The sequence below is a fragment of the Mesorhizobium sp. WSM3862 genome (assembly GCF_002294985.1).
Lineage (GTDB): Bacteria > Pseudomonadota > Alphaproteobacteria > Rhizobiales > Rhizobiaceae > Mesorhizobium.
This window is the reverse complement of the sequence record NZ_NSGE01000001.1, coordinates 223,116-248,973: the sequence shown is the minus strand read 5'-3', so window position 1 is coordinate 248,973 and position 25,858 is coordinate 223,116. Positions and strand designations below refer to the sequence as shown.

Here is a 25,858-nt window from a genome sequence, read left to right as displayed (position 1 = left end):
CGAGCTGCTTCCGGCTGGTCGATTGACGTTCAGGCCGAAAACACTGTGCGGCCCGCCACCATGGTTTGCAAGACTTTGCCCTGGAGGCGCGCGCCTTCGAAACAGGTGTTCTTCGACCGCGAGCGCAGGCCGCTCTCGCTGACGATCCAGGGCTCGTCAAGATCGACCAGCGTAAGATCGGCCGCGCCACCCGGCTTCAGCGTGCCGCCGGGCAGGCCGAACAGTCTTGCCGGCGCGGTGGACAGGGTCTCGACCAGCCTGAGCAGCGGCACATCGCCATTGTGGTGGAGCCGAAGTGCTGCGCCAAGCAGCGTCTCCAGCCCGATCGCCCCGGCGGCGGCATCGGCGAAAGGCAGTCGCTTGGTATCAACGTCCTGCGGGTCGTGCGAAGAGACGATGATGTCGATCGTGCCGTCCTTGATCGCCTCGACCATCGCCAGCCGGTCGTCCTCGGCGCGCAAGGGCGGGGTGAGCCGGAAGAAGGTGCGGTATTCGCCGACATCGTTCTCATTGAGCGACAGATTGTGGATGGCGACGCCTGCCGTGACATTGGCGCCGTCGGCCTTTGCCCGGCTCACCGCGCCAACCGCCATCGCCGTCGAGATCTTGGCGGCGTGATAGGCGCCGCCGGTCAGCCGCGCCAGCGCCAGGTCCCGCTCCAGCGGGACGAGCTCGGCCTCGCGCGGGATGCCGGAAAGGCCGAGCCAGCTCGCATAAAGGCCCTCGTTCATCACGCCGGCCGAGGCAAGGTCGGCATCCTGGGTTTCATGCGCGATCACGCTACCGAAATCGCGGGCATAAGTCAGCGCGCGGCGCATGACCAAGGCGTTGGCGATCGTGTGTCGACCATCGGTGAAGGCCACGGCGCCGGCTTCGCGCAGCAGGCCGAACTCGGTCATCTCGCGGCCGTCGAGACCCTTGGTGATTGCCGCCGCTGGGAAGATGTTGACGCTTGCGGTGTCCCTTGCCGTGCGCAGCACGAATTCGACCAGCGCCACATTGTCGATCACCGGATTGGTGTCGGGCATCATGACGATGGAGGTGACGCCGCCGGCTGCCGCAGCGACGCTTGCCGAGGCGATGGTCTCGCGGTGCTCACCGCCGGGTTCGCCGATGAAGACGCGGGCATCGATGAGACCCGGAATGATCGTCTTGCCGGCGCAGTCGATGACGACAGCGCCTTCGGGCGCGCCCTGGTTCAGCGCCGCCTTGCCGGCGGCGGCGATCCGGCGGCCGTCGACGATGACCGCACCGATCTCGTCGACACCGCGCGAGGGGTCGACGATGCGGGCCTTGTTGAAGACCGTCACGCTCATGCGCCGCGTCCCTCCTGGTTGCGACGCGGGTCTAACAGCGCTTGCATAACCGCCATGCGCACGGCTACGCCCATCTCGACCTGTTCCTGGATGACGCTCTGCGGCCCGTCGGCGATTTCCGAGGCGATCTCGACGCCGCGGTTCATCGGCCCGGGATGCATGACCAGCGCATCCTCCTTGGCCGCTTTCAGCTTCTCGGCGTCGAGGCCGAAATAGCGGAAATATTCACGGATCGACGGCACGAAAGCGCCTTCCATGCGCTCGCGCTGCAGGCGCAGCATCATCACGACGTCGGCGTCCTTCAGTCCTTCCGCCATCGAGCGCGACACGATCACGCCCATCCTGTCGATGCCCGCGGGCAGCAGCGTCGAGGGTGCAACCACGCGCACCTGCGCGCCGAGCGCGTTCAAGAGCATGATGTTGGAGCGGGCGACGCGCGAATGCAGAATGTCGCCGCAGATCGCCACGATCAGCTTCGACAGCGGTCCCTTGGCGCGGCGTATGGTCAGCGCGTCGAGCAGCGCCTGCGTCGGGTGCTCATGCGCGCCGTCGCCGGCGTTGACCACCGAGCAGCCGACCTTTTGCGCCAGAAGCGCTGCCGCGCCCGCCGACTGATGGCGGATGATCAGGATATCCGGACGCATGGCGTTGAGCGTCATGGCGGTGTCGATCAGCGTCTCGCCCTTCTTCACCGAAGAGCTCGCCACGGACATGTTCATGACGTCGGCCCCGAGCCGTTTTCCGGCGAGCTCGAAGGACGATTGCGTGCGGGTCGAGGCCTCGTAGAAGAGGTTGATCTGTGTCCGGCCGCGCAGCGTCGAAGTCTTCTTTTCAGATTGCCGCGAGATCGAGACGGCCCGGTCGGCGCGATCGAGCAGCAGCTCGATATCAGCGGGGGAAAGATCGCGGATGCCTAGAAGATGGCGGTGAGGGAACAGCGGCAGGGACGAAGCGTCGGTCATCTCAAGGCGCTGCTATAGGGTGCGGTCCGGCCAGCCGCAAGCGCCAGCTTTGGATTGCGCGCGTTCTCCCCGGTATTTTCGTCGCGCGCCTTGCATTGCTTGGCTATAAGGCCCGATGGCTTCGGATTCGCGACCGCGGCCTTGAGATGGTAAGGACCTCTCTGCCAACTGAAGGATTGGGCGTGACCGACGAGGTGATCAACCAGCCGCCGCCACTGACGGGCGGCAACGCATGGCGGGGCGATCCGTTGCTCATCCAGCTTGCCGAGCGTTTTTCCGATTCCGTCCGCAAGGATCTGGACGGGCTCGGCAGGTTCGTCATGACGCAGGAGGCACAGGAACTTGCCCGCCTGGCCAACACCGACACACCGAAGCTCAGGACGCATGACCGCCAGGGCCGACGCGTCGATCTGGTCGAATTTCATCCCGCTTATCATGCGCTCATGCGACGCTCGGTTGCCGGCGGCCTGCATTCCTCGGTTTGGGAAAACGGCGATGCCGAGATCGGCCGCCGGCATCAGGTGAGGGCGGCGCGCTTCTACCTGACCGCGGAGCTTGAGACCGGACATCTTTGCCCCATCACCATGACCAGCGCTTCGCTGGCGGCGCTGATGGCGAGCCCAAAGCTGTTCCGCGAATGGGCGCCGCGCGTGACAACGCGCAAATACGACCAGAGCCAGAAGCCGCCGGTGCAAAAGACCGGGCTTACCCTCGGCATGGGCATGACGGAGAAACAGGGCGGCACCGACGTGCGCGCCAATGTCACAAAGGCCGAGCGCGCGGGAAACGGCTTCTATCGGCTGACCGGGCATAAATGGTTCATGTCGGCGCCGATGTCCGACGCCTTTCTCGTGCTCGGGCAGGTGCCGGAAGGGCTTTCATGCTTCCTGGTTCCGCGCATCCTGGGCGACGGCTCGGGCAATGGCTTCCGCTTCCAGCGCCTGAAGGACAAGCTCGGCAACCGCTCCAACGCCTCGTCGGAGGTCGAGTTCGTCAATGCCATCGGCGAGATGGTCGGCGAGCCGGGCGCCGGGATCAAGACGATCATGGACATGGTCACGCTGACCCGGCTCGACTGCGCCGTCGCTTCGTCAGCGCTCATGCGCGCCGGGCTGGCCGAAGCCGTCCACCACGCGCGCCATCGCCAGGTGTTCGGCACCAGTCTGGTCGATCAATCGCTGATGCAGCGGGTCCTCGCCGACATGGCGCTCGACGTTGCCGCCGCGACGGCGCTGTCGTTCCGGCTGGCGCGTTCCTTCGACGAGGCGGCGAGCGATCGCGGCGAGGCGGCCTTTGCCCGCGCCATGACGCCAGTGGTCAAATACTGGGTATGCAAGATCGCACCGGCCTTGCTTTACGAGGCGATGGAGTGCCTCGGCGGCAACGGCTATGTCGAGGAAGCGCCGCTTGCTCGCTATTACCGTGAGGCTCCGGTCAACGCGATCTGGGAAGGCTCCGGCAACGTCATGGCGCTCGACGCGCTGCGTGTGCTTGGCCGCGCGCCAGGCCTGTTCGAGGAGGTGCTGGCCGGCATCGACCGCGACCTCGGCGCCGGCGGGCGGGGCACCATCGGCGTGCTCAACGCGGCCATGCAGGTGGCTTCGACCGACCAAGGCTCGGCGCGCCTGCTGACCGAACAGCTGGCACTTTCGGCGGCGGCGGCGGAGCTGCGCCGGCTGGGGGCAGGGCGGATCGCCGACGCTTTCGTCGAAACAAGACTCGGCGGCCAATGGCGCACCACCTACGGCATGCTCGATTCGCGCCATGACGCGCGCATGATCATCGACACGCTTTACCCGCCGCTGAATTGAGCGGCCTGAAAGGCGTTCGATCGCCGGCCTGTGGATTGCCGTTAACCTTAACGAATGGTTTCCGTTGCGGGGAGGCTTCGCGGAGCCCACTCTGTCCACCGGAGTAGGGAAATGTTAACCATGACGATCCCGTGCTCCCAGGCAGGAAGCGCATGCGGCACGTTTTGACATCATTTCTGGCCTTGCATTGGGCGGTCGTCTTCGCCCTGCTGGCCTACATCTGCATGGATGGCAATCGCGGCATCGCGTCGGCGCTCGGCGTGCTTGGCGTCTCGCTGCAAAGCAGCCGTTTCCCGGATCTCGATCATGCTCTCGTCGTGGCGCCGCTCGCGGTCGCTCTGCTGATCGTCGCGCTGCTGTTCTGCTGGGCCTTCGTCGAGACGCTGCTCAACATCGCGACAAGGCCGGATGCGGGCGATACGGTGGTGCGGATAGCCTTCATCTGCGCCTCCTTCCTGCTTTCGGTGATTCTCGTCGGCGGCGCCGCGCAAGGCATCAACGGGCTGTTCATGGTCGTCGCCATCCAGATGACGGCGCTGCTCGCCTCTTATGTCGCGGTGCTCGCCGAGCGACGCTCGGCTCTCGCCGCGATGACCTTGCATGAAGGCGAAGCCCCCGTCGTTTCCCATCGCATGGCAGCGGGCGTGGCGCACAGCTCGCTCCTGTCCCGCATCTCCAGCCGGCCGGAAATCAGACCCGGAGGTCGCCGCTGATGCGCGCCTTGTTCGCATTCTGGGCGGCTCCGCTGGTCCTGTTCTGGGGCTGGTTCTTCCTGTCTCTCAACGACATCAATTTCGGCTACGTGATGCTCAGCCGCCAATTGCACGACCTGGTCTTCCAGCTTTACGGCCAGATGCTCGGCGTCGATCCGGGAATCATCCCCGGTATGGTGGCGCGGGCCTGTGTGTTCGACAGTTTCCTGCTGCTCGGGCTGGTGGCATTCCGCCGCCGGCGCCAAATCGCCGAATGGATCAGGCGGCGCCGGGAAGGCCCTGTCAGCCCCGATCAGCTCGGCCGAGCGACTGGAGTCGGTCCAACGCTCCCTGCAGAATAAAGGCCGCCGCCGCCGAATCGATCTTGCCGGCGCGCTTTTTGCGCGAGAAATCCATCTCGATCAGCGTCCGTTCCGCCGCGACCGTCGACAGCCGCTCGTCCCATAGCACGAAGGGCAGGTCGGACAAGGCGGCCATGTTGCGCGCGAAGGCGCGGGACTTCTGGGCGCGCGGACCTTCCGATCCGTCCATGTTGACGGGAAGGCCGAGCACGATCGCGCCGACATTGTCCTTCTCGAGCTGAGCCAGCAACTGGGCGGCATCGAGCGAAAACTTCTTGCGCAGGATGACCGGGCGCGGATGGGCAAAGGACAGGCTTCGGTCCGATACCGCCACGCCGATCGTCTTGTCGCCCAGATCAAGCCCGGCGAGCGTGCGGCCGCCCGCGAGAAGTGCCGGCAATTCCTCGATGCTTATGATGCCCAACCGCTCGTCCTGGTTAGTCACCGCGCGCCTTTTTGATTGGCCGCGGGACTTTCAATTTGCTTTCGGCGTTCTATCCTTTGGCAACGAGAAAATCGAGGAATCCCTTCATGAAACTGACCTGGTATGGACATTCGGCATTCCGCATCGAGACCAACGACGCCAACATCCTCATCGACCCGTATCTGGTCGGCAATCCGTCATGGACGGGCGGCTGGGAAAATCCAGCCGAAGGGGTGACGCATGTTCTTCTGACCCATGGCCACAGCGATCATATCAGCGGCGCCGCCGAGGTGCTGAAGAAGAGCGGCGCCATGCTTGTCGCCAATTTCGAGATCTGCATGTATTTCGTCGGCCAGGGGGTCAGCGATAAGAAGATAAACCCCGGCAATATAGGCGGTACCGTCGATTGCGGTCCCTTCACCGCCACTTTCGTCCAGGCTTTGCACTCCTCTTCGTTCGGCGGACAAGACGGTACCAACACCTATCTCGGCAATCCGGGCGGGCTCGTGCTGCATTTCCCGGAGGACAAGACGCTCTACCACATGGGCGACACCGACATTTTTTCCGATATGGGGCTGATCAACGAATTGCATGAACCGAAGATCGGCATCGTGCCGGTCGGCGATCGCTTTACCATGGGCGGCGCGGTGGCTGCCCTAGCCTGCCGCCGCTTTTTCAGCTTCGATACGGTCGTTCCCTGCCATTTCGGCACCTTCCCGATGATCGACCAGACCGCCGACAAATTCGTCGCCGGCATGGAGGGATCCGGCGTCAAGGTGGCGCTGCCCGAGATCGGCAAGGCGATCACGATCTAGGCGTTCGCCCTATGTAGTAGGGTACACTACCTAGAGCGGCGCCCGAAGCACCGCATCCCGGTCGGCGGCATGATCTATGTTGCGCCGCAAGCGCGGCGCCGCTATAGCCCGCACTGGTTTTCCCGAGGCAAATAGACATGTCCGTTGATCTTCAGACCGTGAAGCGCGTCGCGCACCTTGCCCGCATTGCGGTGAGCGAGCAGGATGCCGAGCGCATGACAGGCGAGCTGAACGCCATCCTTGGCTTCGTCGAGCAGTTGAACGAGGTGGACGTCTCCGGCGTCGAACCGATGACTTCGGTCACGCCGATGGAGATGAAGAAGCGGCAGGATATGATCACCGACGGCAACAAGGCGGTCGACATCGTCGCCAACGCGCCGGCCACGGAAGAGAATTTCTTCCTCGTTCCCAAGGTTGTGGAGTAAGGGCAGGATGGCCGTCGAAATCGGCGTCGAGACGCCCTTGCAGGACGACGTGCGCGCGCTGGTCGCAGAACTCAACACCGCGCTGCTCGAACTGACGCCGCCGGAACATTGCTATCACCTCACCGTCGAGCAGATGGCTGGCCACGACACGACCGTGTTCGTCGCCCGCGACGGTGGCCTTGCGGTCGGCTGCGGCGCGCTGAAGCGTCATGCGGACGCGGTGGGCGAGGTCAAGCGCATGTACACGCGGCCGACGCATCGCGGCCAGAAGATCGGTGCCCAAATCGTTGCGCGGATCGAGGGTTTGGCGCGGCAGGAAGGCCTGAAGCGCCTGGTTCTGGAGACCGGCGATCGCCACCCTGCCGCCTGGGCCGTCTACGAACGCGCCGGGTTTTCGCGTTGCGGCCCGGTGCTGGATTATCCCGACTCGGAATGGTCGGTGTTTTACGAAAAGAGCCTTGCCTGATGAGCGACCTCACACATCTCACCATTTCCGAGGCCCGCGCCAAGCTGCGCGGCAGGGAGATTTCGGCTGCCGAGATCACCGAAGCCTATCTCTCGGCGATCGCGCGCGCCAATCCGGTGCTCAATGCCTATGTCACGGTGACCGGCGACAAGGCGCGCGAGATGGCCAAGGTTTCCGACGCGAAGCTCGGCAAGGGCGATGGCGGGGCGCTCGAAGGAATTCCGCTCGGCATCAAGGATCTGTTCGCCACCGAAGGCGTCCACACCCAGGCCTGCAGCCATGTGCTCGACGGTTTCCAACCGCGCTACGAATCGACCGTCACATCCAATCTGTGGGCCGACGGCGCCGTTATGCTCGGCAAGCTCAACATGGACGAGTTCGCCATGGGCTCCTCCAACGAGACCTCCTATTACGGCCCGGTCATCAATCCTTGGCGGCGCTCGCGCCTCGACACGGTGGTGACGCCGACGACGCATCAGGGCGACGGCGGGTTTGTCTCGGCCGGCGGCGCGAAGACCGCGCGGACGTTGGATAACGCCCAGCTGGTGCCGGGCGGCTCCTCCGGCGGATCGGCTTCCGCGGTCGCCGCCTTCCTCTGCGCCGGCGCCACCGCGACCGATACCGGCGGCTCGATCCGCCAGCCGGCAGCCTTCACCGGCACCGTCGGCATCAAGCCGACCTATGGCCGCTGCTCGCGCTGGGGCGTGGTCGCCTTCGCGTCCTCGCTCGACCAGGCCGGTCCGATCGCGCGCGATGTGCGCGACGCCGCGATCCTGTTGAAGTCGATGGCCTCCTCCGACCGGAAGGACACGACGTCGGTCGACCGGCCGGTGCCGGACTACGAAGCGGTGATCGGCAAGCCGATCAAGGGCATGAAGGTCGGCATTCCGAAGGAGTACCGCGTCGACGGCATGCCCGAGGATATCGAGGCGCTCTGGCAGAAAGGCATTGCCTGGCTGAAGGATGCCGGCGCGGAGATCGTCGATATCTCTTTGCCGCACACCAAATACGCGCTGCCGGCCTACTATATCGTGGCGCCGGCCGAGGCTTCGTCCAACCTCGCCCGCTATGACGGCGTGCGCTACGGGTTGCGCGTGCCCGGCAAGGACATCGTCGACATGTATGAGAAGACGCGCGCCGCCGGCTTCGGCCGCGAGGTCAAGCGCCGCATCATGATCGGCACCTATGTGCTTTCCGCGGGTTACTACGACGCCTACTACCTGCAGGCGCAGAAGGTGCGCACGCTGATCAAGCGCGATTTCGAGATCGTCTTTGCTGCCGGTGTCGACGTCATCCTGACCCCGGCCACACCGTCGGCTGCCTTCGGCGTCGCCGACGAGGACATGAACGCCGACCCGGTGAAAATGTATCTCAACGACATCTTCACTGTGACGGTGAACATGGCCGGGTTGCCGGGGATATCGGTGCCCGCCGGCCTCGACGGCAAAGGCCTGCCGCTCGGCCTGCAGCTCATCGGCAGGCCGTTCGACGAGGAAACGCTGTTCCAGACCGCCCACGTCATCGAACAGGCCGCGGGCAGGTTCCAGCCGGACAAGTGGTGGTAGCGTTGTCCCTCATCTAGTCCGTTAGCGTTGTGGCGTCCTTTGCGCGTCCAAAGGACGCGCGGCGCCGTAATGGGGTGAGGGAAATGTTCTACTATCTTTCCAAGATCCTTTGGTTTTTCGTCCAGCCGCTCAACCTGGCGATCTTCCTGCTGCTTGCCGGTCTGCTGGCGGCGCTCTTCCGCCGCCCTCGGCTGGCTGGCACCGGCAGCGTGCTCGCCTTCCTGATGCTCGCGCTTTCGGCCTGGACCTCGCTTGGCGCGATGATGCTAAATCCGCTGGAGGAACGCTTTCCCAAGCCGCCGCTGCCGGACAAGGTCGATGGAATCGTCGTGCTCGGCGGCGGTTTCGAGGGTGCGATCAATCTGGCGCGCGGAGGCTATGAGCTGAACAGCGGCGGCGATCGCATGGTCGAGACGGCGATCCTCGCCAGGCGTTTTCCGCAAGCGAAAGTGGTCGTCTCCGGCGGCAATGGCGAGCTTTTCCTGGACGGCGAGGGCGATGCCGACACCGCGCCGCGCCTGCTTGGCGCGCTGGGGGTCGCGCCCGATCGCCTGATTCTTGAGAACAAGTCCCGCAACACGTACGAAAATGCAGTCTTCACCCGCAGGCTGGTCGAGCCGAAACCGGGCGAGACATGGCTGCTGGTGACGTCTGCCTTCCATATGCCGCGCGCCAAGGCGCTGTTCGACAAGGCCGGTTTTCCAACCGTCCCTTGGCCGGTCGATTACCGGACCTCAGGCAAGGAAGGCATCGGTCTGTTCCGCGACAATCCGGCCGATTCGCTGCAGGCGACCACCATGGCGGTCCGCGAATGGATCGGGCTCTCCGCCTATTGGCTGTCGGGCCGCATCGCTCAACCTTTCCCGGCGCTGGGCGGCTGACCGAGCACTGCCTGGCGCGCGGCCGAGAAGAACTGGCGCCGCACAAGCACGGCAAGGAGCACCAGCGTCGACAGCACGAACACCGTCGGGCCGACGAACGAGCCGAGATAGCCGATCGAGAAGAAGACGGCGCGCAGGCCGGAATTGAAATGCTTGCCGGCAAGCACGTTCATGCGGGTGGCCCGCCACACCGCCGTCCCGCTGACCGGATTGCGCGAGGCCTCGCCATGCGGGACCGGCACGGCACCGATCAGGATCGAGCAGTAGTTGAACAGCCGGTAGGCCCAGCCGAATTTGAAGAAGGCGAAGGCGAGGATCAGCACCAGGCCGAACATCTTGGTCTGGAAGGCCTCGCGGGAGAATGCGGAGGCCAACGGCAGGTGAGCCATTATTGTTAGAACCCGGTCGGAAGCCCCGAGAAGGGCAAAGCAGCCGCCGAGCGCGATCAGAGAGCTCGAGGCAAAGAAGGCGGTGCCTTGCTGCAGCCCGGACATGATGGCGGTGTCGACTATGCGCACCTCGCGCTCGGCCATGTTGCGCATCCAGGCTTCGCGCTGAGCGTTCATGGCCGTGGTCAGCGACACGCGGCTAACGAGCTTGCCGTCGGAGGCCAGCGTATGCAGCACCCAGACGGCTAAGAAGAAGCCTAGAGCGGCAAGGTCTGCCGCTGAAAGATGAAGGGAATCGCCCCTACGTTCTTTTACCACAGGCCCGGCGGGCGCTTCGACGGCGGAAGCAAGCGGATACATGTCGCTGCCGGAGCAAACAAGGTCGGCTGACGCCGCGCCGCGACATGCAAAACAGCGGAAACATCGCGAGAATTCCTATATGTAAGTTTTGAGCGGCCTCCAGGAGACAGCGGCGCGTGTTCCTTTCGGTTTTCGACCTGTTCAAGATCGGCATCGGTCCATCGAGCTCGCATACGATGGGGCCGATGACGGCTGCCCGCCGTTTCCTCGACGAAATCCTCGCCGACGACTGGCCGCGCCCGGCCGGCGTCGAGGTCGATCGCATCGGCGCCAGCCTGCACGGCTCGCTCGCTTATACCGGCATCGGCCATGGCTCGGACCGCGCCGTCATCCTCGGCTTGGCCGGCGAGACGCCGCAGACGGTCGATCCGGATGAGGCGGATAGCATCGTTGCCCGCATCGGAACGGAGAAACGGATTTCACCGCCTGGGCATCCGGCCTACCGCTTCGACCCGGCCAAGGATCTGGTGCTCGACCGCAAGACGCCGCTGACCGGCCACGCCAACGGCATGGCCTTCTATGCCTACGATGCGTCCGACCGGCTGCTGCTCAAGCGCATCTATTATTCAATCGGCGGCGGCTTCGTCGTCTCCGAGGAAGAGTTGCAGCGCATGAAGGCCAAGGGCTCGGTGACGACGGAAGGCAAGAAGGTGCCTTATCCGTTCAAGAACGCCGTCGAGATGCTGGCGATGGCGGCCAAGAGCGGGCTTTCGATCGCCGAGATGAAGCGGTCCAACGAGGAAACGCATATGTCGCGCGAGGAGCTGGACGCCGGCCTCGACGCGATCTGGAGCGCCATGAAAGGCTGCATCGACCGCGGGCTGTCGCAGGACGGCATCATGCCGGGCGGACTGAAGGTGCGGCGCCGCGCACGCCAATTGCATGACAAGCTGCAGGAACAGTGGCAGCAGAACCGGCCCAACCCCTTGCTCGCCAATGACTGGCTGTCGATCTATGCCATGGCGGTGAACGAGGAGAACGCCGCCGGCGGGCGCGTGGTGACTGCGCCGACCAACGGTGCCGCCGGCACGCTGCCGGCAGTGCTGCGCTACTGGCTGCATTTCCATCCCGAAGCTGACCAGCCGAGCATCCGCGACTTCTTGCTGACGGCCGCCGCCGTCGGCGGCATCATCAAGTCAAACGCTTCGATCTCGGGCGCCGAGGTCGGCTGCCAGGGCGAAGTGGGATCCGCTTCGGCAATGGCGGCGGCCGGGCTTTGCGCGGTCATGGGGGGCACTCCGGAGCAGGTCGAGAACGCCGCGGAAATCGCACTCGAGCACCACCTCGGCATGACCTGCGATCCGGTCGGCGGCCTGGTGCAGGTGCCCTGCATCGAGCGCAATGCGCTGGGCGCGGTCAAGGCGGTGACAGCCGCCTCGCTCGCGATCAAGGGCGACGGGACGCATTTCGTGCCGCTGGATGCTGCGATCGAGACCATGCGCCAGACCGGTCTCGACATGAACGAGAAATATAAGGAAACCAGCCTCGGCGGACTGGCTGTCAACGTGGTCGAGTGCTGACCTTGCCCCGCCCACCGGCGGGCTTGGTTTGCCGAAGCGATCGAAACGGCCACGCTGGCCTCATGATCTGGCTGCAGTCGGCCTGTGCATAATCGAGCTTGGCGTTGAATGCCTCCGGCGCTGTCGCTAGATTGCGGGCATGTCTCTCAATCTCGTCAAACTCTGCGTCGGCTGCGACAGCGTCGAGGACCTGGAAGAGTGGATCGCCTTCCGTCTCGACGAGCGGCGCCGCGCTGGCGAGCCGGCCGAGCACTGGCACACCACGCGCATGGTGCCGACGCGCGGTGGGGAGATCACCGATGGCGGCTCGCTCTACTGGGTGATCAAGGGCAACGTCCAATGCCGGCAGCTGATCACGGAGATCCGGCCTTTCGTCGACGGCGAAGGCATCGGCCGCTGCCATCTCGTGCTTGATCCCGAAGTGGTGCGCACCGACTGGCAGCCGCGCCGCGCCTTCCAGGGCTGGCGTTATCTTAAGCCCTCCGATGCGCCGGCCGATCTCGGCAAGGGCAGGGCCGCATTGGCCGAGATGCCGCCGAAACTGCGCCTGGAGCTTGCGGATCTCGGCCTGCTGTAAGACTGCAGGTCCTCATCTTCCGCTTGCTGGCCCTTCGAGCGGCCCGGTGTGGGGCTTGCAAGCACCGCCCCTGCGCCACATCTTGATTTCGATGCACAATCATTTGGATGGCGGTGCAAACTGATGGGCGTGATCATCGCATTGGCAGCCGTGCTCCTGGTGCTTTTCGGCGCCGCGACAATCTTTGTGCGTGCCGACGCAGCGAGGATGGCGGACAGTCTCAGAACGCTTGGACCCGCGCTGTTGGGCCTGATCGGCGCGACGATGCTCGTGGTCGGCCGCAGCAGCTTTGGCGGCCTGCTGATGATTGCGGCTGCAGGCTGGTATGCCTGGATGCGGGCGAGGCGACCGCCACCGAAACTTGTCGCGGCCAAACGCTCAACCGTGCGCACCGCGGCTCTCGAAATGGAGCTCGACCACGACAGCGGCAAGCTCGAAGGCCTTGTTCTCGCCGGCCATTATGAGGGGAGAATGCTGAGCGCCATGGGGATCGCCGAGCTGCAGCAACTCCATGTCGAGCTGCGGCCGGACCCGGAGAGCCGCCAGCTGCTAGAGACGTATCTTGACGGCCGTTTTCCCGTCTGGCGCAAGGACGCGCAGCCGGACAGTGGCGAAGGGCTGGGTGTTGCGCCAGGTGCGGGCGCCATGACTAAGGAGGAGGCCTACAAGATCCTTGGTCTTGAAGCGGGGGCTGCCGCGGCGGATATCCGCAAGGCGCACCGCCGCCTGATGCAGCGCCTGAACGCCGATGTCGGCGGCACGTCTGTCCTGGCGGCGCGGATCAATGAAGCCAAGGACGTCTTGCTCTCCAATCACGACTAGTCTCCTTCGACGCGGAACTTCCCGGGAGGTTCAAAAGCCGCCTATTGCTGGACGGCGTAGCACTCGATCTTCTTTCGCTTCAGGGCGTCGCAAGCTTTCCAGGCTGCGTCCTTCGAGCCGAAACCGCCGAAGCGGGCGCGGTAGTAGGTGACGCCGCCCTTGTCGAACGCGACCGTGAAGCCCGATGCGTCGGCCAGCACCTTCGGCGCCTGCTTGGTCGTCTTGTCGAGAAGCGCCTGAGCCCCCGATTGCGTCGGCGAGGACGCGACCTGCACCACCCATCCCGACGGCAGCGAGGCCGTCTTGACCGGATCGATGGCCGGGGCGGCGGCTGCGGCCGGCTCGGCGTAAGCGGCAACCGTCTGGGACGTGGCTTCGGGCTGTGATGCGGTTTCGGTCTCTGAGGTGGTTTCTTGGGGCGCGGGTGCCGGAGCCATGGCGGCCACCGCAACCGTCTTCACCTTCCTGACCTGGATCACCGGCTTGGTTTCCTCAGCGACCGGCGCGCTGTCATCGGCTGACGCGACTTCGGTGTCGTCGACAGCCGGTTTTTCGTCCGGAGTCGGCGCGTCATGCTTGGGCAGGAGGACCTTGGCCAGAGCCTTGATCGGATTGCCGCCGCCCGCCTTGGCGATCAGGTTGCCGCCGCCGCGGGCCGAGGCGCGCGGCAGATAGGTGTTGATCAGTGAAGCCATCTGGTTGTCGCGGCTGCGGCCGGAAGCGCCGCCCATCACCACTGCGACGAGGCGGCGATCGCCATCGGCGACTGAGGAGACCAGGTTGTAGCCGGAAGCGCGCGTGTAGCCGGTTTTGATGCCGTCGACACCCTTGATGCGGCCGAGCAGGCGATTATGGCCGTTGATGCGCTGGCGGCCATAGAGGAACGAGCGCTGCGAGAAATAGCCGTAATATTGCGGGAAGTGCTCGCGGAGCGCGATGCCGAGCATCGCCATGTCGTGCGCCGTGGTGAACTGGCCCGGGTCGGGCAGGCCATTGGCGTTGCGGAAGACAGTGCCGTTCATGCCAAGCTGGCGTGCCTTGGCCGTCATCATGCGGGCAAAATTGTCTTCGCTGCCGCCGAGCAACTCGCCCAGCGCGGTCGCCGAGTCGTTCGCCGACTTCGTCACCATCGACAGGATCGCGGTCTCGACCGGCACCGACCCGCCGGCGCGCACGCCGAGCTTGGTCGGCGGCTCGGACGCGGCATGGGCCGAGAACGGCACCGGCGTGTTCTTGCCGATCCTGCCCTTCGCCAATGCCTCGAAGGTGAGGTAGAGCGTCATCATCTTGGTGAGCGAAGCCGGATAGCGCCGGCCGTTGGCGTCAGCCGAATAAAGCACCCTTCCGGTCTTGGCGTCGACGACAATCGCGGCAGACTTTGCCGCCATCGCGGAGGCGACATCGGCGGCGACAATCGTCACCGCGAGCGCGGCAATCATGATCGCTTTGAAGGAGAATGAAGATTTGGAGACGAAGCCCGACAACGCCTGACGCACCGTTACTTACCCTGAATTTTCGTTGCCCCGGAGGCGGCAGAGGGGTGCCTGCCTCACTTCCGGCCAAGCTATCGCGGTCAGCGTTACCAATCCGTTTATGGTAACCGCCGCGTTCCCCATTTTCTGGCGATTTGAGCCTCTGTTTATTCGAACTTTAGCGGTCGCTGTCGCGCGGAGCCCTTGCGGCTCAAGGCAATCTTGACTTTTGTGCAGCGCACAATATATTCCGGTGCATTGCACAAGGGCGCCCGGGGCTAAATGGGCGTTTCAACCAAGGGAAGGCATGAAATGACCCAGACCTATGAGGACTTCGCGAAATACGGCAAGGAGTTTGCCGACACCGGGCTGAAGAGCTTTGCCTCGCTCACCAAGGGTGCGCAGGCGATCGCGACCGAAGCCGGCGAATACACCAAGAAGAGCTTCGAGGCCGGCAGCGCCGCCTTCGAGAAGCTGTTCTCGGCCAAGTCGATCGAGAAGGCCATCGAGATCCAGACCGACTACGCCAAGCAGAGCTACGAGAGCTTCGTGGCCGAGGCCAGCAAGATCGGCAATCTCTATGCCGAGCTCGCCAAGGAAGCCTACAAGCCGTTCGAATCGGTCGTCGCCAAGGCGAAGTAATTTCGTCCGATCACATCGGGCAGGCTAGCCGGCCCGCAAAAACAACCCGGTCGCGGAAGCGCGGCCGGGTTTTTTCATGCGCCGCCGCAACCACCCGCGCCTTGCCGCATTCACGATTGAGAAATTCGCTGAAGTTTGCGTACCTAGCCATATTGTCAGCTAAACAGAAGGGCTTAAAATCGGCCATCGAAGACCTACATGTTGAACTCGCATGAGGATTCGAAAAGGCAGGACTACGTGACGATCGGTTTGACTGCCACGGCAGGCGTGGTGCGAATGCAAGGTGACGGCGACCGCAACGATCCCGGTCGCGGCACGGCGGTCATCACGCGCACCAAAACCAAGACAAAAAAGCCCAGCCTCTACAGGGTCCTCATCCTTAACGACGACTACACTCCCATGGAGTTCGTGGTCCACGTCCTGGAGCGTTTTTTCCAGAAGGACCGCGAGGCCGCCACACGCATCATGCTGCATGTTCACAATCATGGAGTGGGCGAGTGCGGGGTCTACACATTCGAGGTGGCCGAGACCAAAGTGTCTCAGGTCATGGATTTCGCCCGACAGAATCAGCATCCGCTGCAATGCGTGATGGAGAAGAAGTGAGGTAACATGCCGGCTTTCTCCCAAGGCCTGGAAAAGGCGCTACATCAGGCGCTGACATTCGCCAACGAGCGGCATCATGAATATGCTACGCTCGAACACCTGCTGCTGGCGCTCATCGACGACACCGAGGCGGCCGCGGTGATGCGCGCCTGCAATGTCGATCTCGACGAGCTCAAGCACACCGTTCTGACCTATATCGACACCGAGCTCGACAACCTCGTCACCGGTTACGACGAGGATTCGAAACCGACCGCCGGGTTCCAGCGCGTCATCCAGCGCGCCGTCATCCATGTGCAGTCGTCCGGCCGCGAGGAGGTGTCCGGAGCCAATGTGCTCGTCGCAATCTTTGCCGAGCGCGAAAGCCATGCGGCCTATTTCCTGCAGGAACAGCAGATGACCCGCTACGACGCGGTCAACTACATCTCGCACGGCATCGCCAAGCGCCCCGGCGCTTCGGAGTCGCGCACGCCGCGCGGCGCCGACGATGAGCAGGGCGGCCAGAACGGCGCCGAGCCGCAGGAGGACGGCGGCAAGAAGAAGCCGCAGGACGCGCTGACGGCCTACTGCATCAACCTCAACAACAAGGCCAAGGCCGGCAAGATCGATCCGCTGATCGGCCGCGAAAGCGAGATCAATCGCACCATCCAGGTGCTGTGCCGCCGCTCCAAGAACAACCCGCTCTATGTCGGCGACCCCGGCGTCGGCAAGACGGCGATCGCCGAGGGCCTTGCCAAACGCATCGTCGAAGGCGACGTGCCCGAGGTGCTGCAGGACGCCACCATCTTCGCGCTCGACATGGGCACGCTGTTGGCCGGCACCCGCTATCGCGGCGACTTCGAGGAGCGCCTGAAGCAGGTCGTCAAGGAGCTCGAGGACTATCCGGGCGCGGTGCTTTTCATCGACGAGATCCATACCGTGATCGGGGCAGGGGCCACGTCCGGCGGCGCCATGGATGCCTCGAACCTGTTGAAGCCGGCGCTGTCGTCCGGCGCGATCCGCTGCATCGGCTCGACAACGTACAAGGAGTTCCGCCAGTTCTTCGAGAAGGACCGCGCGCTGGTGCGGCGCTTCCAAAAGATCGACGTCAACGAGCCGACCATCGAGGACGCCATTGAGATCATGAAGGGCCTGAAGCCCTATTTCGAGGAGTTCCACAAGGTCCGCTACACGAGCGAGGCGATCAAGGCTTCGGTGGAGTTGTCGGCCCGCTACATCAGCGACCGCAAGCTGCCGGACAAGGCGATCGACGTGATCGACGAGACCGGCGCCTCGCAGATGTTGGTGCCTGAGGCCAAGCGCAAGAAGACGATCGGCATCAAGGAAATCGAAGCGACGATCGCCACCATGGCGCGCATCCCGCCGAAGACGGTCTCGGCGGACGACGAGAAGGTGCTGCAGGGTCTCGATGTCGAGCTGAAGCGCGTCGTCTACGGTCAGGATACCGCGATCACAGCGCTGACGTCGGCGATCAAGCTGGCGCGGGCGGGCCTGCGCGAGCCGGAGAAGCCGATCGGCTCCTACCTGTTCTCAGGGCCGACCGGCGTCGGCAAGACGGAAGTGGCCAAGCAACTCGCGGCCTCGCTGGGCGTCGAGCTGATCCGCTTCGACATGTCGGAATATATGGAACGTCACACCGTCTCGCGGCTGATCGGCGCACCTCCCGGCTATGTCGGCTTCGACCAGGGTGGACTGCTGACCGACGGTGTCGACCAGCATCCCCATTGCGTGCTGTTGCTCGACGAGGTGGAGAAGGCGCATCCGGACCTGTTCAACATCCTGTTGCAGGTGATGGACCACGGCAAGCTAACCGACCACAACGGCAAGCAGATCGACTTCCGCAACGTCATCCTGATCATGACGACCAATGCGGGCGCATCGGACGCTCAGCGCGCGGCGATCGGCTTCGGCTCGACCAAGCGCGAGGGCGACGACGTCGAGGCTATCAACCGGCTGTTCACGCCCGAATTCCGCAACCGTCTCGACGCGATCATTCCGTTCGGCTCGCTGCCGATACCGGTGATCCATCAGGTGGTGCAGAAATTCGTCATGCAGCTCGAGGCTCAGCTTTCCGAGCGGGGCGTCACCTTCGACCTGTCGCCGGACGCGATCGCCTGGCTGGCCGACAAGGGCTATGACGAGCGCATGGGCGCGCGTCCGCTCGGCCGCGTCATTCAGGAGCACATCAAGAAGCCGCTGGCCGACGAGGTGCTGTTCGGCAAGCTGAAGAAGGGTGGCACGGTGCGCGTCACCGTCGAGAAGAAGGAAACCGGCGAGACCGGCCTGAAGCTCGAATCGTTGGCCGATGAAGCTCCGGTGAAGCCGAAGAAGGAAGAGCCGGAGGACGCGCCGAAGCCGAGGAAGGCGGCGGCGAAGAAGCCTGCCGCCAAGAAGGCCGTGGCGCAGAAGCCGGAGCCGAAGGGCAAGGACGGCGGCAAGCGAAGCCTGGTGCCACAGCTGCCCCGCAAGGGCTGATCGACCTGAAGCGCGTCCCGCTGAAACGGATTCAGGCGGCGCGCGCTAGGTGCTTGTTACCAAAACGGCCGCCCGTCTTTGGGCGACATGCATTGCAGTCAAAAAGCACCGGCAACGGGGCTTTTTGACTGGGAGGAACCGGCACGTGACGGCTGGCCAAATCATCCATACGGAATGGCGCGCGGCCCTCAGGAAGTCGAGCATTGCCGCCCCGGGAAATGTTTGCTGGCTGCAGAGTCAAGCAACGCCGTCCGGCGCGAAGCGTGTCAGGAAATATCCGCACGCCTTCCAGATCATGATCGACAAGAGCGCACCCGCGTAGCCGTCGATGGCATAATGCCAGCCAAGCGCGACTGAGCCGACCATTATCATGGCAGCGAATGCCCACATCAGGATACCGGCCGGCCGGGAGCGCTGCGTTGCGTACAAAGAGAAAAGCACCGCCATCGCCACGTGCATGGACGGGAAAGCGGATATGCCGATGCTGCCGACGGTCGCGCCGGTATAGCCGCTCCACAGCATGTCCTGCGTGCTAAGCGCCCAGATCGGATAGATGCGATCGGCGGCGGCGAGTGCCTGCATGAGGGGACGGAAGTCACCGCCGAGTCCCAGTCGCTCGTAAAAGCACGGCCCTGCCGACGACAGCCCCATCGCCAGGAAGAAGCCGCCAAGCGTCCATATCAGCATGAAGCTCATCAGGAACTGATGACGCAGCTTCGTATCTTTGCGCGTGATGCAGGCGGTGAAAACCGTGGCGATGAGCACGATGAACCAGAAATTGTAGGCGAGATTGAGCATCCTCAATGCAAATGGCGACTGGACGACAAACCACAGCCATTCGTCCGGGGCTCTACCGAGATGCAGGATCCGATCGGCGTGGGCCAGCGCCTTGTCCCATGCAAAAGGGGAGAGGATTGCGATGGCTCCTTTCAGAACGCCGACGGCGGATACGAAGGCGATGCTGGCGGTCAGGCCGTTGAGGCTGTTGGCCGTGCGTTCGGCGTCGCCGAAAAAGCTGCCCAGCGATTTCAGGAAGGTGCCCAGCGGTTCGGGATCCCGTTTGACCAGCGCAAGGTGGAGAAAGATCCCAAGTGCAAAGACGCAACCGCAGATCCAGAAAGCGATCAAAAGGTACTCACTGTATTCTTTCAATATGCCGAAATCCGGCATGTTTCCGGTGCGCATGCCGATCGCTATTGCCAGAAGCAGAGCGCCGACGGCCAAGGCGTGAAGCAATCTGTGTCGTCGAAAGGCGTGTGCCAGGGCGATCAGAAAAGCCCGTCCGCCAGCCATCCTCGCAAGGGGGGTCGACGCCGCAACCGAATTGTCCATGGTTTGAAACCCAATAGCTCGCCACGCCTCAGCGTTCTACAGCGAGATGGTTCGATATTTCCTAACCAAACGATTCGAGTGCAAACGGTCGCATCCGGGCGCCGCACGCGGCCGGCCGGGGAAAAACGCGCCGGGGTTGTCGCGGCAAACCGATATAGGATCGTCAGTGCGAGGCTGTCAGTCGGCCTTCAACGGCGACGGGGCCGCGCGCTTTAGTTTCCCAGTGCCGCGCGGATCTTGCCGGCGTTCTCGGCCAGCACTTCCGGCTTTTCCATCTGCCCGGAATGAGGCTTCAGCGGCACGCCGTCGAAGCGCGGAATGACGTGGACATGGAGATGGTAGACGGTCTGCCCGGAGGCCGGCTCGTTGAATTGCATCAAGGTGACGCCGTCGGCGTTGAAGGCCTTTTTCACGGCAACCGCCACCTTCTGCACCACGGCAAACAGCGGACCGAATGTTGCCGGATCGGCGTCGAGGATATTGCGCGACGGCGCCTTCGGCACCACCAGCGTATGGCCGACCCCTTGCGGCATCACATCCATGAAGGCTACGACCGCATCGTCCTCATAGATGCGGTGCGAGGGGATTTCGCCGCGCAGGATTTTCGCAAAGATGTTGCCGGGATCGTAGGCTTCGGCCATGGCGGGCACTCCGGATTATGGTCGTCGTCCGGTGTAGCGAAGCCGCTTCCGAGCGGCAAGACGATTGAGCCGATCTGTCGGCAGCGCGGTCGGCCATCGCTGTTGCATGATCGCAGGTGTTCTCGTCTGATACGTCAATGTCAGGATGGAGCGACTATGAAGTGGATCGTCGCCGGATGGCTGTTGTTCATTGTGTCGGCGCTGTTCTTCATCGCCGCCGCGTGGCGCGCAGGCGATCTGCTGGCGCTCGGCGGCGGCATTTTCTTCCTGGTTGCCTGCTTTTCGTTCCTCGTTCCGATCGCGGCCCGAAAGCCGCAATGACTGTGGATTGCAAGGCCCGAGCTATTCCTTGAGATCCTTGCGGAACGGGGTGTGCTCTTCGAGATACTCCCCCATCCGCTCCACCTCGCGCCTCTCGCGGCGAAGGTAGTCGGCAACCGCGTTGCGCAGGCCGGGATGGGCGATGTAGTGCGCCGAATGCATGGTCACCGGCTGGTAGCCGCGCGCCAACTTGTGCTCGCCTTGCGCGCCGGCCTCCACCACCTTCAACTTGCGCTCGATCGCGAAGTCGATCGCCTGATGGTAGCAGACCTCGAAATGCAGGAAGGGGTGATCCTCGATGCAGCCCCAGTTGCGGCCGTAAAGCGCGTCGGACCCGATGAAGTTGATGGCGCCCGCAATGTAGCGGCCGTTGCGCTTGGCCATGACCAGGAGAACGTCCTCGGCCATGCGCTCGCCGATCAGCGAGAAGAACTGGCGGTTGAGATAAGGGCGGCCCCATTTCCTGCCGCCGGTATCCATGTAGAAAGCGAAGAAATCGTCCCAGACGCGTTCGGTGATGTCCCTGCCGGTCAGCCAATCGATGCTGATGCCGTCGGCCAGCGCCTCGCGACGTTCCTTTTTCATCGCCTTACGCTTGCGTGAAGCGAGCGTGGCGAGGAAGTCATCATAGCTCGAAAAGCCTTCGTTGAAGAAATGGAACTGCTGGTCGGTCCGGTGCAGGAAACCCGCTGCTTCGAGCGTCGCAATGTCGGGCTCGGCGGCGAAGGTGACATGCGCGGAAGACACGCCGAGCTTGTCGGTCACCAATTTCAGGCCGCCGGCGAGGCCGGCCCTCACCGCGCCTTCGTCCTCGCCCCTGCTTACGAGCAGGCGAGGTCCGGTGACGGGCGTGAACGGCACCGAGCATTGCAGCTTCGGATAATAGCGCCCACCTGCGCGCTCGAACGCGTCCGACCAGCCGTGGTCGAAGACATATTCGCCCTGACTGTGCGATTTGAGATAGCAAGGCACGGCGCCCAGCAGCTTGCCTTGCGCCGTCTCGAGCCTGAGGTGATGACCCTGCCAGCCGGTGCGCCGCACGGCACAGCCAGAATCCTCAAGCGCGCTCAGAAAACCGAATGAAACGAGCGGGTTGTAGCCGTTTGCTTTGTCGCCGCGCGTGGTTGCGGCGAAGCCGTTCCATTCATCGCAGGTGAATGCGCCGATGGTCGCCGCGACGCGGACCGAATAGTCCGCATTCGCTGTCCGTCCATCGTCGTCGTCGCCCTGATCCATCCGGCTTATTTAAGCGTCCTCAGGGCAGCTACAAGTCACGTTTCAGGCACTGCCTCAGGGCATGATGCCGAAAAGTGTGAAGCGGTTTTCGGACGGCATCATGCTCTCTCTCAGATTGATTTCGGCGGATCTGATCCAGGTCGTTCGACCTGAAATCATCAGCTCTAGGCGACCTTGACCAGGTCCGGCTCAAAGCCCTCGAAGGTCATCTGGTCGGCATATTTGAAGGTGAGGTCGACCGCTGGCTGGTCGTGCACGGTCCAGGTGATGACCGGCATCCCGAGCTTTTCGCGCACGAAGCTGACGAACCGGTTCGGCAGATCGCCGGCGGCGTAAGAGGTGAAGGCGAGGTTATGCGCCAGCATGGCAAAATGCGCCTCGATCAGCTGGTCGTCCTTGCCGTAGGCGGTGAGCCCGCCGGGAATGCCCGGCGCCTCCTTGGCGAAGTCGCGGATCAGCCAATGGTCAAATGACATGATGGCCACCTTGCCATTGTAGCGCTTGAGCAGCCTGCCGACGCTCGCGACCAATCCTTTGTCGTGGCCGGGAACACCTTTCAGCTCGACCACCAGCGGCACGCGTCCGTCGATCAGGTCGAGCGCCTCCTGCAACGTCGGCACATGATCTTTCGTGCCGCCCACCTTGAGCGCGGTGAGCTCGGCCGCGGTGCGTTGCCAGACGAAGCCATCCTCGCCTGTCAGGCGTTTCAGGTCGCAGTCGTGGATGATGACGGGAACGCCGTCGGACGAGACATGCACGTCGCATTCGATCGCGTAACCGCGGTCGGCTGCCGCGGCGAAGGCCGACAGCGTGTTCTCCCAGCGTGTCTTGTTCATGTCGTGGAAGCCGCGATGCGCGACGGGGCGGGCAATCAACCAGGAAATGTCGGTCATGTCAGGCTCGTTTCACTCGACTTCGAAGATCGCTTCGATCTCGACCGCGGCATTGAGCGGGAGCGACACGGTGCCGACGGCGGAGCGAGCGTGCTTGCCACGTTCGCCGAGGACCGCGACGAGGAAGTCGGAGGCGCCGTTGGCGACCAGATGCTGCTCGACGAAGTCCGGCGCCGAGGCGACGAAGACCGTGATCTTGACCAGCCGGCGGATTTTTTCGAGATCGCCAAGTGCTGCCTTGGCCTGCGCCAGAATGTTGATGGCGCAGAATTTTGCGCCCTCCTTGCCGGCGGCGGTATCGATGTCGCGGCCAAGCAGCCCGCTTGCCTGCAGCTTGCCGTCCTTCAGCGGCAGCTGCCCGGCGGTGAAGAGCGTGTTGCCTGTCCGGCAGTAGGGCACGTAGTTGGCGGCCGGCGCTGCTGCGGCCGGAATGGCGACGCCGAGATCGCTTAGCCGCTTTTCGATTGTTTCGCTCATTGGTTTTCCCTATTGCTGGAAGGCGCCGCGTTGGCGGGGCCGAAATTGCTATTTTTGCCTCGCTTCCGCCACGACTTTTTTTAAGCTGGACCATCTTTCCCTGCGGCCTGCCATCGGCCGCGACGATCGGAGCACTGCATGCGCTTGACGCGCCTTTTCCTTTCCGCCGCTCTCCTGTCGGCGGCCATCCCGATGACTCCGGCCCTTGCCGTGCCAGCGCTGCAGGCGCACCGCGCCGTCTATGATCTCACCCTCAACAAAGCGTCCGACCGCTCCGGCATCACAGGCATCTCCGGCCGCATGGTCTATGAGTTCAACGGCTCTCCCTGCGAGGGCTATACGGTGAAGTTCCGTTTCGTCACGCAGATCGTCACCAGCGAGAACACCAGGCTGACCGATCAGCAGACGACGACGTTCGAGGACGCGGAAGGCAAGACCTTCTCTTTCGTGACGAAGTCCTTCGTCGACCAGAACCTCGACAAGGAAGTCAAGGGTATGGCGACCAGGGAGCCGAAAGGCCTCAAAGTCAACATCGACAAGCCCGAGAAGAACACGCTCGAGCTCGCCGCCACGCAGTTCCCCACCCAGCACCTCGTGGAGCTGATCGGCAAGGCCGAGAAGGGAGAGAACTTCTATCAGACCAATCTGTTCGACGGCTCCGAGGATGCCAATAAGGTAATGACGACCACCGTCGTCGTCGGCAAGAGAGCCGACGCCGACAAGGCGGACCCGGAAGCGCCGGCGCTCGCAAAGCTAGCCACCGACAAATACTGGCCGGTCGACATCGCCTATTTCGACGACACCGACAAAAGCGGCGAAGAGGTGCCGGAGTACCGGATCAGCTTCAAACTGCATGAGAACGGCATCACGCGCGACCTCGTCATGGACTATGGCGACTTCTCGATGACCGGCAAATTGGTGAACCTGTCGCTCTTCGATCAGGCCAAGCCCTGTCCGGCCTCGAAATAGCGGCGGGTTAACCACTACGGCGATCCGTCGCCGAGCCTGACTTGAAGACGCCGCAATCCCGTTCCAGCATCCCTTAGGCATTTCGGGGGAAAAGCTTGGGCAGGATCGACGTGTTCGTGGCGCCGCGACCCAATCCGGCGCTGATCAAGGTGATGACGATCGTCAACCGCATCGTCATGCTGCGAGGGGTTCCCGGCTTCCGCGACCTGTTGCCGTTCAATCGGCTCGCCGGCCTGCGCGGCGTCGCCAATATCCGTCACATTGACTTTCCCGTCGCCGACCAGCAGAAGCTGCAGGCCTGCTGCGGCGAAGGCCAAGCGACGTTCATCACGCCCAACCATCCGGAATTCTTCACCGACTGGATGATCGACAAGGAGATCGTCTCGCGCGTCAGCCCGCTTGCCGCCTCATGGGCAACACATGGGGTGGTGAACGGGCTCGGTCGGCTGATGCAGAAATTCTGGCTGGCCAACAATCTGATCGCGCAGATTCCCGGCAACAGCGAAGCCGCCAAAGCGCATTCGGTCGATTGGGCGCTGAAAGGCCATGGCGTGCTGCTTCATCCGGAAGGCAGCGTCGGCTGGCACGGCAACTATGTCGCGCCGCTGCTTCCCGGCGCGGTGGAGATGGGGCTGGCGGCGCTGAAGCGCGGGCGCGAAACCAACAAGGATTTCAAGGTCTGGGTGGCTCCTGTTGTCTGGAAGCTCGCCTTCATCGGCAATGTCGAGCGGCCGCTCGCCAGGGAATGCGCCTATGTCGAGAAAAAGCTGAAAATGGAAAGTGTTGCAGCCGGCTCCCTGCCGGAGCGCGTCTACAGCATCTATTCAGGCCTGCTCTCCCTCGACGAGCAGGCCTGCGGCCTGACCGCAGAGGCGGGCGCTTCCTTTGCCAGCCGCCAGCAAAGGGTGCTGGCCGAGCTTGGCCTGCGGCTCGCCGATGCCGTTGCGGCCGAACCGGACCTCGACTTGGCCGAGTTGCTGCGGCGTTCACGCCGCTGGCTGCGCGAGGGCAAGGCTGATGCGGATGAGCAGAAATGCGAAAACTGGCGGAAACGATCCAGCGCGTCCAGCGCGTCGGCTCCTGGGCCTTCGCCAATCAGACGATAACCCAGGAGGAGATCGCCGAGCATCTGAAGCGCATCCGCAACGACTATTGCAAAGGCAACTTGCGCGATTCGATCAACCGCTTCATTCCGCAGCCCGCCGGGCCGCGCTGCGCTCACATCCGCGTGCCCGAGCCGTTGGCGCTTCATGCCTATGATGGTTCGGTCGAAGAGGCGCTCGCCGTGCTGCGCTCAAGGATGCAGGAAGCGGTGTCGAGAATCGTGACCGAACTTGAAGCCGCCGGCGGCTTCATTTCCTGTCCGAATCCCTTCTATCATCGCTGACTTCGCGTCGGCCCGGGGTGATTGTG

General features: G+C 63.6%; 29 protein-coding genes. 18 read left to right on the top strand and 11 right to left on the bottom strand.

Annotated elements, in window-relative coordinates; all coding sequences use genetic code 11:
* Window positions 1-29: 29 nt before the first annotated feature.
* Both CK224_RS01240 and CK224_RS01235 read right to left on the bottom strand, forming a co-directional pair.
* On the bottom strand, window positions 30-1,316 hold the full coding sequence (locus CK224_RS01240; RefSeq protein WP_095780548.1) for a dihydroorotase: 1,287 nt from the start codon (window positions 1,314-1,316) through the stop codon (window positions 30-32).
* Entirely contained in the window at window positions 1,313-2,278 is a 966-nt protein-coding gene (locus CK224_RS01235) for an aspartate carbamoyltransferase catalytic subunit (protein WP_095777744.1), read from the bottom strand. The genes CK224_RS01240 and CK224_RS01235 overlap by 4 nt, the downstream gene beginning before the upstream one ends.
* A 182-nt stretch (window positions 2,279-2,460) precedes the next feature.
* Between CK224_RS01235 and CK224_RS01230 the strand changes: the two genes are divergently transcribed.
* From CK224_RS01230 to CK224_RS01220, 3 genes are all read left to right on the top strand, one after another.
* A complete protein-coding gene (locus CK224_RS01230; protein ID WP_095780886.1) occupies window positions 2,461-4,089 on the top strand; it encodes a DNA alkylation response protein in 1,629 nt (542 codons plus the stop codon).
* Window positions 4,090-4,241: 152 nt separating this feature from the next.
* Window positions 4,242-4,802, top strand: coding sequence for a hypothetical protein (locus CK224_RS01225; protein ID WP_095780547.1), 561 nt, complete (start codon window positions 4,242-4,244; stop codon window positions 4,800-4,802).
* Window positions 4,802-5,143, top strand: a complete 342-nt coding sequence (locus CK224_RS01220; protein ID WP_066992578.1) for a DUF6105 family protein — start codon at window positions 4,802-4,804, stop codon at window positions 5,141-5,143. Before CK224_RS01225 ends, CK224_RS01220 begins: the two co-directional genes overlap by 1 nt.
* Here CK224_RS01220 and ruvX read toward each other — a convergent pair.
* Entirely contained in the window at window positions 5,085-5,567 is a 483-nt protein-coding gene (gene ruvX, locus CK224_RS01215) for a Holliday junction resolvase RuvX (protein ID WP_095780546.1), read from the bottom strand. The two genes, CK224_RS01220 and ruvX, sit on opposite strands and share 59 nt — an antisense overlap.
* Window positions 5,568-5,674: 107 nt before the next feature.
* Between ruvX and CK224_RS01210 the strand changes: the two genes are divergently transcribed.
* The 5 genes from CK224_RS01210 to CK224_RS01190 all read left to right on the top strand — a co-directional run bounded on the left by CK224_RS01210 (window position 5,675) and on the right by CK224_RS01190 (window position 9,719).
* Complete coding sequence (locus tag CK224_RS01210; RefSeq protein ID WP_095780545.1) at window positions 5,675-6,382, top strand: metal-dependent hydrolase; 708 nt, start codon at window positions 5,675-5,677, stop codon at window positions 6,380-6,382.
* 137 nt (window positions 6,383-6,519) lie between these two features.
* Window positions 6,520-6,807 carry an Asp-tRNA(Asn)/Glu-tRNA(Gln) amidotransferase subunit GatC gene (gene gatC, locus CK224_RS01205; protein ID WP_066992584.1) on the top strand — a complete coding sequence of 96 codons (288 nt, stop codon included), beginning with the start codon at window positions 6,520-6,522 and terminating at the stop codon, window positions 6,805-6,807.
* 7 nt (window positions 6,808-6,814) lie between these two features.
* Entirely contained in the window at window positions 6,815-7,273 is a 459-nt protein-coding gene (locus CK224_RS01200; protein WP_095780544.1) for a GNAT family N-acetyltransferase, read from the top strand.
* Complete coding sequence (locus CK224_RS01195; protein WP_095780543.1) at window positions 7,273-8,838, top strand: amidase family protein; 1,566 nt, start codon at window positions 7,273-7,275, stop codon at window positions 8,836-8,838. Before CK224_RS01200 ends, CK224_RS01195 begins: the two co-directional genes overlap by 1 nt.
* Window positions 8,839-8,921: 83 nt before the next feature.
* A complete protein-coding gene (locus CK224_RS01190) occupies window positions 8,922-9,719 on the top strand; it encodes a YdcF family protein (RefSeq protein WP_095780542.1) in 798 nt (265 codons plus the stop codon).
* Here CK224_RS01190 and CK224_RS01185 read toward each other — a convergent pair.
* Window positions 9,692-10,468, bottom strand: coding sequence for a DUF599 domain-containing protein (locus tag CK224_RS01185; RefSeq protein ID WP_095780541.1), 777 nt, complete (start codon window positions 10,466-10,468; stop codon window positions 9,692-9,694). The two genes, CK224_RS01190 and CK224_RS01185, sit on opposite strands and share 28 nt — an antisense overlap.
* Window positions 10,469-10,584: 116 nt before the next feature.
* Between CK224_RS01185 and CK224_RS01180 the strand changes: the two genes are divergently transcribed.
* The 3 genes from CK224_RS01180 to CK224_RS01170 all read left to right on the top strand — a co-directional run bounded on the left by CK224_RS01180 (window position 10,585) and on the right by CK224_RS01170 (window position 13,387).
* Window positions 10,585-11,988: an L-serine ammonia-lyase gene (locus tag CK224_RS01180; protein ID WP_095780540.1), complete on the top strand. Its 1,404-nt coding sequence runs from the start codon at window positions 10,585-10,587 to the stop codon at window positions 11,986-11,988.
* 139 nt (window positions 11,989-12,127) lie between these two features.
* On the top strand, window positions 12,128-12,565 hold the full coding sequence (locus tag CK224_RS01175) for a DUF1489 family protein (RefSeq protein WP_095780539.1): 438 nt from the start codon (window positions 12,128-12,130) through the stop codon (window positions 12,563-12,565).
* A gap of 123 nt (window positions 12,566-12,688) precedes the next feature.
* Window positions 12,689-13,387 (top strand): molecular chaperone DnaJ, encoded by a 699-nt coding sequence (locus CK224_RS01170; RefSeq protein WP_066992599.1) that lies wholly within the window; start codon window positions 12,689-12,691, stop codon window positions 13,385-13,387.
* A gap of 41 nt (window positions 13,388-13,428) precedes the next feature.
* Here CK224_RS01170 and CK224_RS01165 read toward each other — a convergent pair whose 3' ends face one another.
* Entirely contained in the window at window positions 13,429-14,883 is a 1,455-nt protein-coding gene (locus tag CK224_RS01165) for a D-alanyl-D-alanine carboxypeptidase (RefSeq protein WP_095780538.1), read from the bottom strand.
* Window positions 14,884-15,171: 288 nt separating this feature from the next.
* Between CK224_RS01165 and CK224_RS01160 the strand changes: the two genes are divergently transcribed.
* Entirely contained in the window at window positions 15,172-15,501 is a 330-nt protein-coding gene (locus CK224_RS01160; protein ID WP_066992785.1) for a phasin family protein, read from the top strand.
* A gap of 10 nt (window positions 15,502-15,511) precedes the next feature.
* Here CK224_RS01160 and CK224_RS31135 read toward each other — a convergent pair whose 3' ends face one another.
* Window positions 15,512-15,688, bottom strand: coding sequence for a hypothetical protein (locus tag CK224_RS31135; RefSeq protein ID WP_156751000.1), 177 nt, complete (start codon window positions 15,686-15,688; stop codon window positions 15,512-15,514).
* An 89-nt stretch (window positions 15,689-15,777) separates the two neighbouring features.
* On the opposite strand from CK224_RS31135, the gene clpS reads away from it, so the two are divergent.
* Both clpS and clpA read left to right on the top strand, forming a co-directional pair.
* Window positions 15,778-16,104, top strand: coding sequence for an ATP-dependent Clp protease adapter ClpS (clpS, locus tag CK224_RS01155; protein ID WP_041000825.1), 327 nt, complete (start codon window positions 15,778-15,780; stop codon window positions 16,102-16,104).
* A gap of 6 nt (window positions 16,105-16,110) precedes the next feature.
* A complete protein-coding gene (gene clpA / locus CK224_RS01150; RefSeq protein WP_066992605.1) occupies window positions 16,111-18,576 on the top strand; it encodes an ATP-dependent Clp protease ATP-binding subunit ClpA in 2,466 nt (821 codons plus the stop codon).
* A 237-nt stretch (window positions 18,577-18,813) separates the two neighbouring features.
* Here clpA and CK224_RS01145 read toward each other — a convergent pair whose 3' ends face one another.
* Window positions 18,814-19,908 (bottom strand): phosphatase PAP2 family protein, encoded by a 1,095-nt coding sequence (locus CK224_RS01145; RefSeq protein WP_245425704.1) that lies wholly within the window; start codon window positions 19,906-19,908, stop codon window positions 18,814-18,816.
* Between the two features lie 212 nt (window positions 19,909-20,120).
* The gene (locus tag CK224_RS01140) at window positions 20,121-20,549 is read right to left on the bottom strand and encodes an HIT family protein (protein ID WP_066992609.1); all 429 of its coding nucleotides are present in this window, start codon (window positions 20,547-20,549) and stop codon (window positions 20,121-20,123) included.
* Between the two features lie 156 nt (window positions 20,550-20,705).
* Here CK224_RS01140 and CK224_RS01135 point away from each other — a divergent pair, with 156 nt between their 5' ends.
* Window positions 20,706-20,870: a cytochrome oxidase subunit III gene (locus CK224_RS01135; protein WP_095780537.1), complete on the top strand. Its 165-nt coding sequence runs from the start codon at window positions 20,706-20,708 to the stop codon at window positions 20,868-20,870.
* Window positions 20,871-20,891: 21 nt separating this feature from the next.
* Here the strand turns inward: CK224_RS01135 and CK224_RS01130 are convergent, their stop codons facing one another.
* From CK224_RS01130 to CK224_RS01120, 3 genes are all read right to left on the bottom strand, one after another.
* Window positions 20,892-22,106, bottom strand: coding sequence for a GNAT family N-acetyltransferase (locus CK224_RS01130; RefSeq protein WP_095780536.1), 1,215 nt, complete (start codon window positions 22,104-22,106; stop codon window positions 20,892-20,894).
* Between the two features lie 164 nt (window positions 22,107-22,270).
* Window positions 22,271-22,999 carry a glycerophosphodiester phosphodiesterase gene (locus CK224_RS01125; RefSeq protein WP_095780535.1) on the bottom strand — a complete coding sequence of 243 codons (729 nt, stop codon included), beginning with the start codon at window positions 22,997-22,999 and terminating at the stop codon, window positions 22,271-22,273.
* 12 nt (window positions 23,000-23,011) lie between these two features.
* On the bottom strand, window positions 23,012-23,476 hold the full coding sequence (locus tag CK224_RS01120) for a RidA family protein (RefSeq protein WP_095780534.1): 465 nt from the start codon (window positions 23,474-23,476) through the stop codon (window positions 23,012-23,014).
* A 138-nt stretch (window positions 23,477-23,614) separates the two neighbouring features.
* Here CK224_RS01120 and CK224_RS01115 point away from each other — a divergent pair, with 138 nt between their 5' ends.
* From CK224_RS01115 to CK224_RS31720, 3 genes are all read left to right on the top strand, one after another.
* Entirely contained in the window at window positions 23,615-24,445 is an 831-nt protein-coding gene (locus tag CK224_RS01115) for a cell envelope integrity EipB family protein (RefSeq protein WP_066992621.1), read from the top strand.
* A gap of 95 nt (window positions 24,446-24,540) precedes the next feature.
* On the top strand, window positions 24,541-25,551 hold the full coding sequence (locus CK224_RS01110) for a hypothetical protein (protein ID WP_245425703.1): 1,011 nt from the start codon (window positions 24,541-24,543) through the stop codon (window positions 25,549-25,551).
* A complete protein-coding gene (locus CK224_RS31720) occupies window positions 25,479-25,832 on the top strand; it encodes a hypothetical protein (protein WP_245425702.1) in 354 nt (117 codons plus the stop codon). The genes CK224_RS01110 and CK224_RS31720 overlap by 73 nt, the downstream gene beginning before the upstream one ends.
* Window positions 25,833-25,858 lie beyond the last annotated feature (26 nt).

What these genes read in the sequence shown, in the direction of transcription:
- CK224_RS01240 (WP_095780548.1), bottom strand. Translation starts at nt 1,316, where the DNA reads ATGAGCGTGACGGTCTTCAACAAGGCCCGCATCGTCGACCCCTCGCGC.
- CK224_RS01235 (WP_095777744.1), bottom strand. Translation starts at nt 2,278, where the DNA reads ATGACCGACGCTTCGTCCCTGCCGCTGTTCCCTCACCGCCATCTTCTA.
- CK224_RS01225 (WP_095780547.1), top strand. Translation starts at nt 4,242, where the DNA reads ATGCGGCACGTTTTGACATCATTTCTGGCCTTGCATTGGGCGGTCGTC.
- CK224_RS01220 (WP_066992578.1), top strand. Translation starts at nt 4,802, where the DNA reads ATGCGCGCCTTGTTCGCATTCTGGGCGGCTCCGCTGGTCCTGTTCTGG.
- CK224_RS01210 (WP_095780545.1), top strand. Translation starts at nt 5,675, where the DNA reads ATGAAACTGACCTGGTATGGACATTCGGCATTCCGCATCGAGACCAAC.
- gatC (WP_066992584.1), top strand. Translation starts at nt 6,520, where the DNA reads ATGTCCGTTGATCTTCAGACCGTGAAGCGCGTCGCGCACCTTGCCCGC.
- CK224_RS01200 (WP_095780544.1), top strand. Translation starts at nt 6,815, where the DNA reads ATGGCCGTCGAAATCGGCGTCGAGACGCCCTTGCAGGACGACGTGCGC.
- CK224_RS01195 (WP_095780543.1), top strand. Translation starts at nt 7,273, where the DNA reads ATGAGCGACCTCACACATCTCACCATTTCCGAGGCCCGCGCCAAGCTG.
- CK224_RS01190 (WP_095780542.1), top strand. Translation starts at nt 8,922, where the DNA reads ATGTTCTACTATCTTTCCAAGATCCTTTGGTTTTTCGTCCAGCCGCTC.
- CK224_RS01185 (WP_095780541.1), bottom strand. Translation starts at nt 10,468, where the DNA reads ATGTATCCGCTTGCTTCCGCCGTCGAAGCGCCCGCCGGGCCTGTGGTA.
- CK224_RS01175 (WP_095780539.1), top strand. Translation starts at nt 12,128, where the DNA reads ATGTCTCTCAATCTCGTCAAACTCTGCGTCGGCTGCGACAGCGTCGAG.
- CK224_RS01170 (WP_066992599.1), top strand. Translation starts at nt 12,689, where the DNA reads ATGGGCGTGATCATCGCATTGGCAGCCGTGCTCCTGGTGCTTTTCGGC.
- CK224_RS01160 (WP_066992785.1), top strand. Translation starts at nt 15,172, where the DNA reads ATGACCCAGACCTATGAGGACTTCGCGAAATACGGCAAGGAGTTTGCC.
- CK224_RS31135 (WP_156751000.1), bottom strand. Translation starts at nt 15,688, where the DNA reads ATGGCCGATTTTAAGCCCTTCTGTTTAGCTGACAATATGGCTAGGTAC.
- clpS (WP_041000825.1), top strand. Translation starts at nt 15,778, where the DNA reads ATGCAAGGTGACGGCGACCGCAACGATCCCGGTCGCGGCACGGCGGTC.
- clpA (WP_066992605.1), top strand. Translation starts at nt 16,111, where the DNA reads ATGCCGGCTTTCTCCCAAGGCCTGGAAAAGGCGCTACATCAGGCGCTG.
- CK224_RS01145 (WP_245425704.1), bottom strand. Translation starts at nt 19,908, where the DNA reads ATGGACAATTCGGTTGCGGCGTCGACCCCCCTTGCGAGGATGGCTGGC.
- CK224_RS01140 (WP_066992609.1), bottom strand. Translation starts at nt 20,549, where the DNA reads ATGGCCGAAGCCTACGATCCCGGCAACATCTTTGCGAAAATCCTGCGC.
- CK224_RS01135 (WP_095780537.1), top strand. Translation starts at nt 20,706, where the DNA reads ATGAAGTGGATCGTCGCCGGATGGCTGTTGTTCATTGTGTCGGCGCTG.
- CK224_RS01130 (WP_095780536.1), bottom strand. Translation starts at nt 22,106, where the DNA reads ATGGATCAGGGCGACGACGACGATGGACGGACAGCGAATGCGGACTAT.
- CK224_RS01125 (WP_095780535.1), bottom strand. Translation starts at nt 22,999, where the DNA reads ATGACCGACATTTCCTGGTTGATTGCCCGCCCCGTCGCGCATCGCGGC.
- CK224_RS01120 (WP_095780534.1), bottom strand. Translation starts at nt 23,476, where the DNA reads ATGAGCGAAACAATCGAAAAGCGGCTAAGCGATCTCGGCGTCGCCATT.
- CK224_RS01115 (WP_066992621.1), top strand. Translation starts at nt 23,615, where the DNA reads ATGCGCTTGACGCGCCTTTTCCTTTCCGCCGCTCTCCTGTCGGCGGCC.
- CK224_RS31720 (WP_245425702.1), top strand. Translation starts at nt 25,479, where the DNA reads ATGCGAAAACTGGCGGAAACGATCCAGCGCGTCCAGCGCGTCGGCTCC.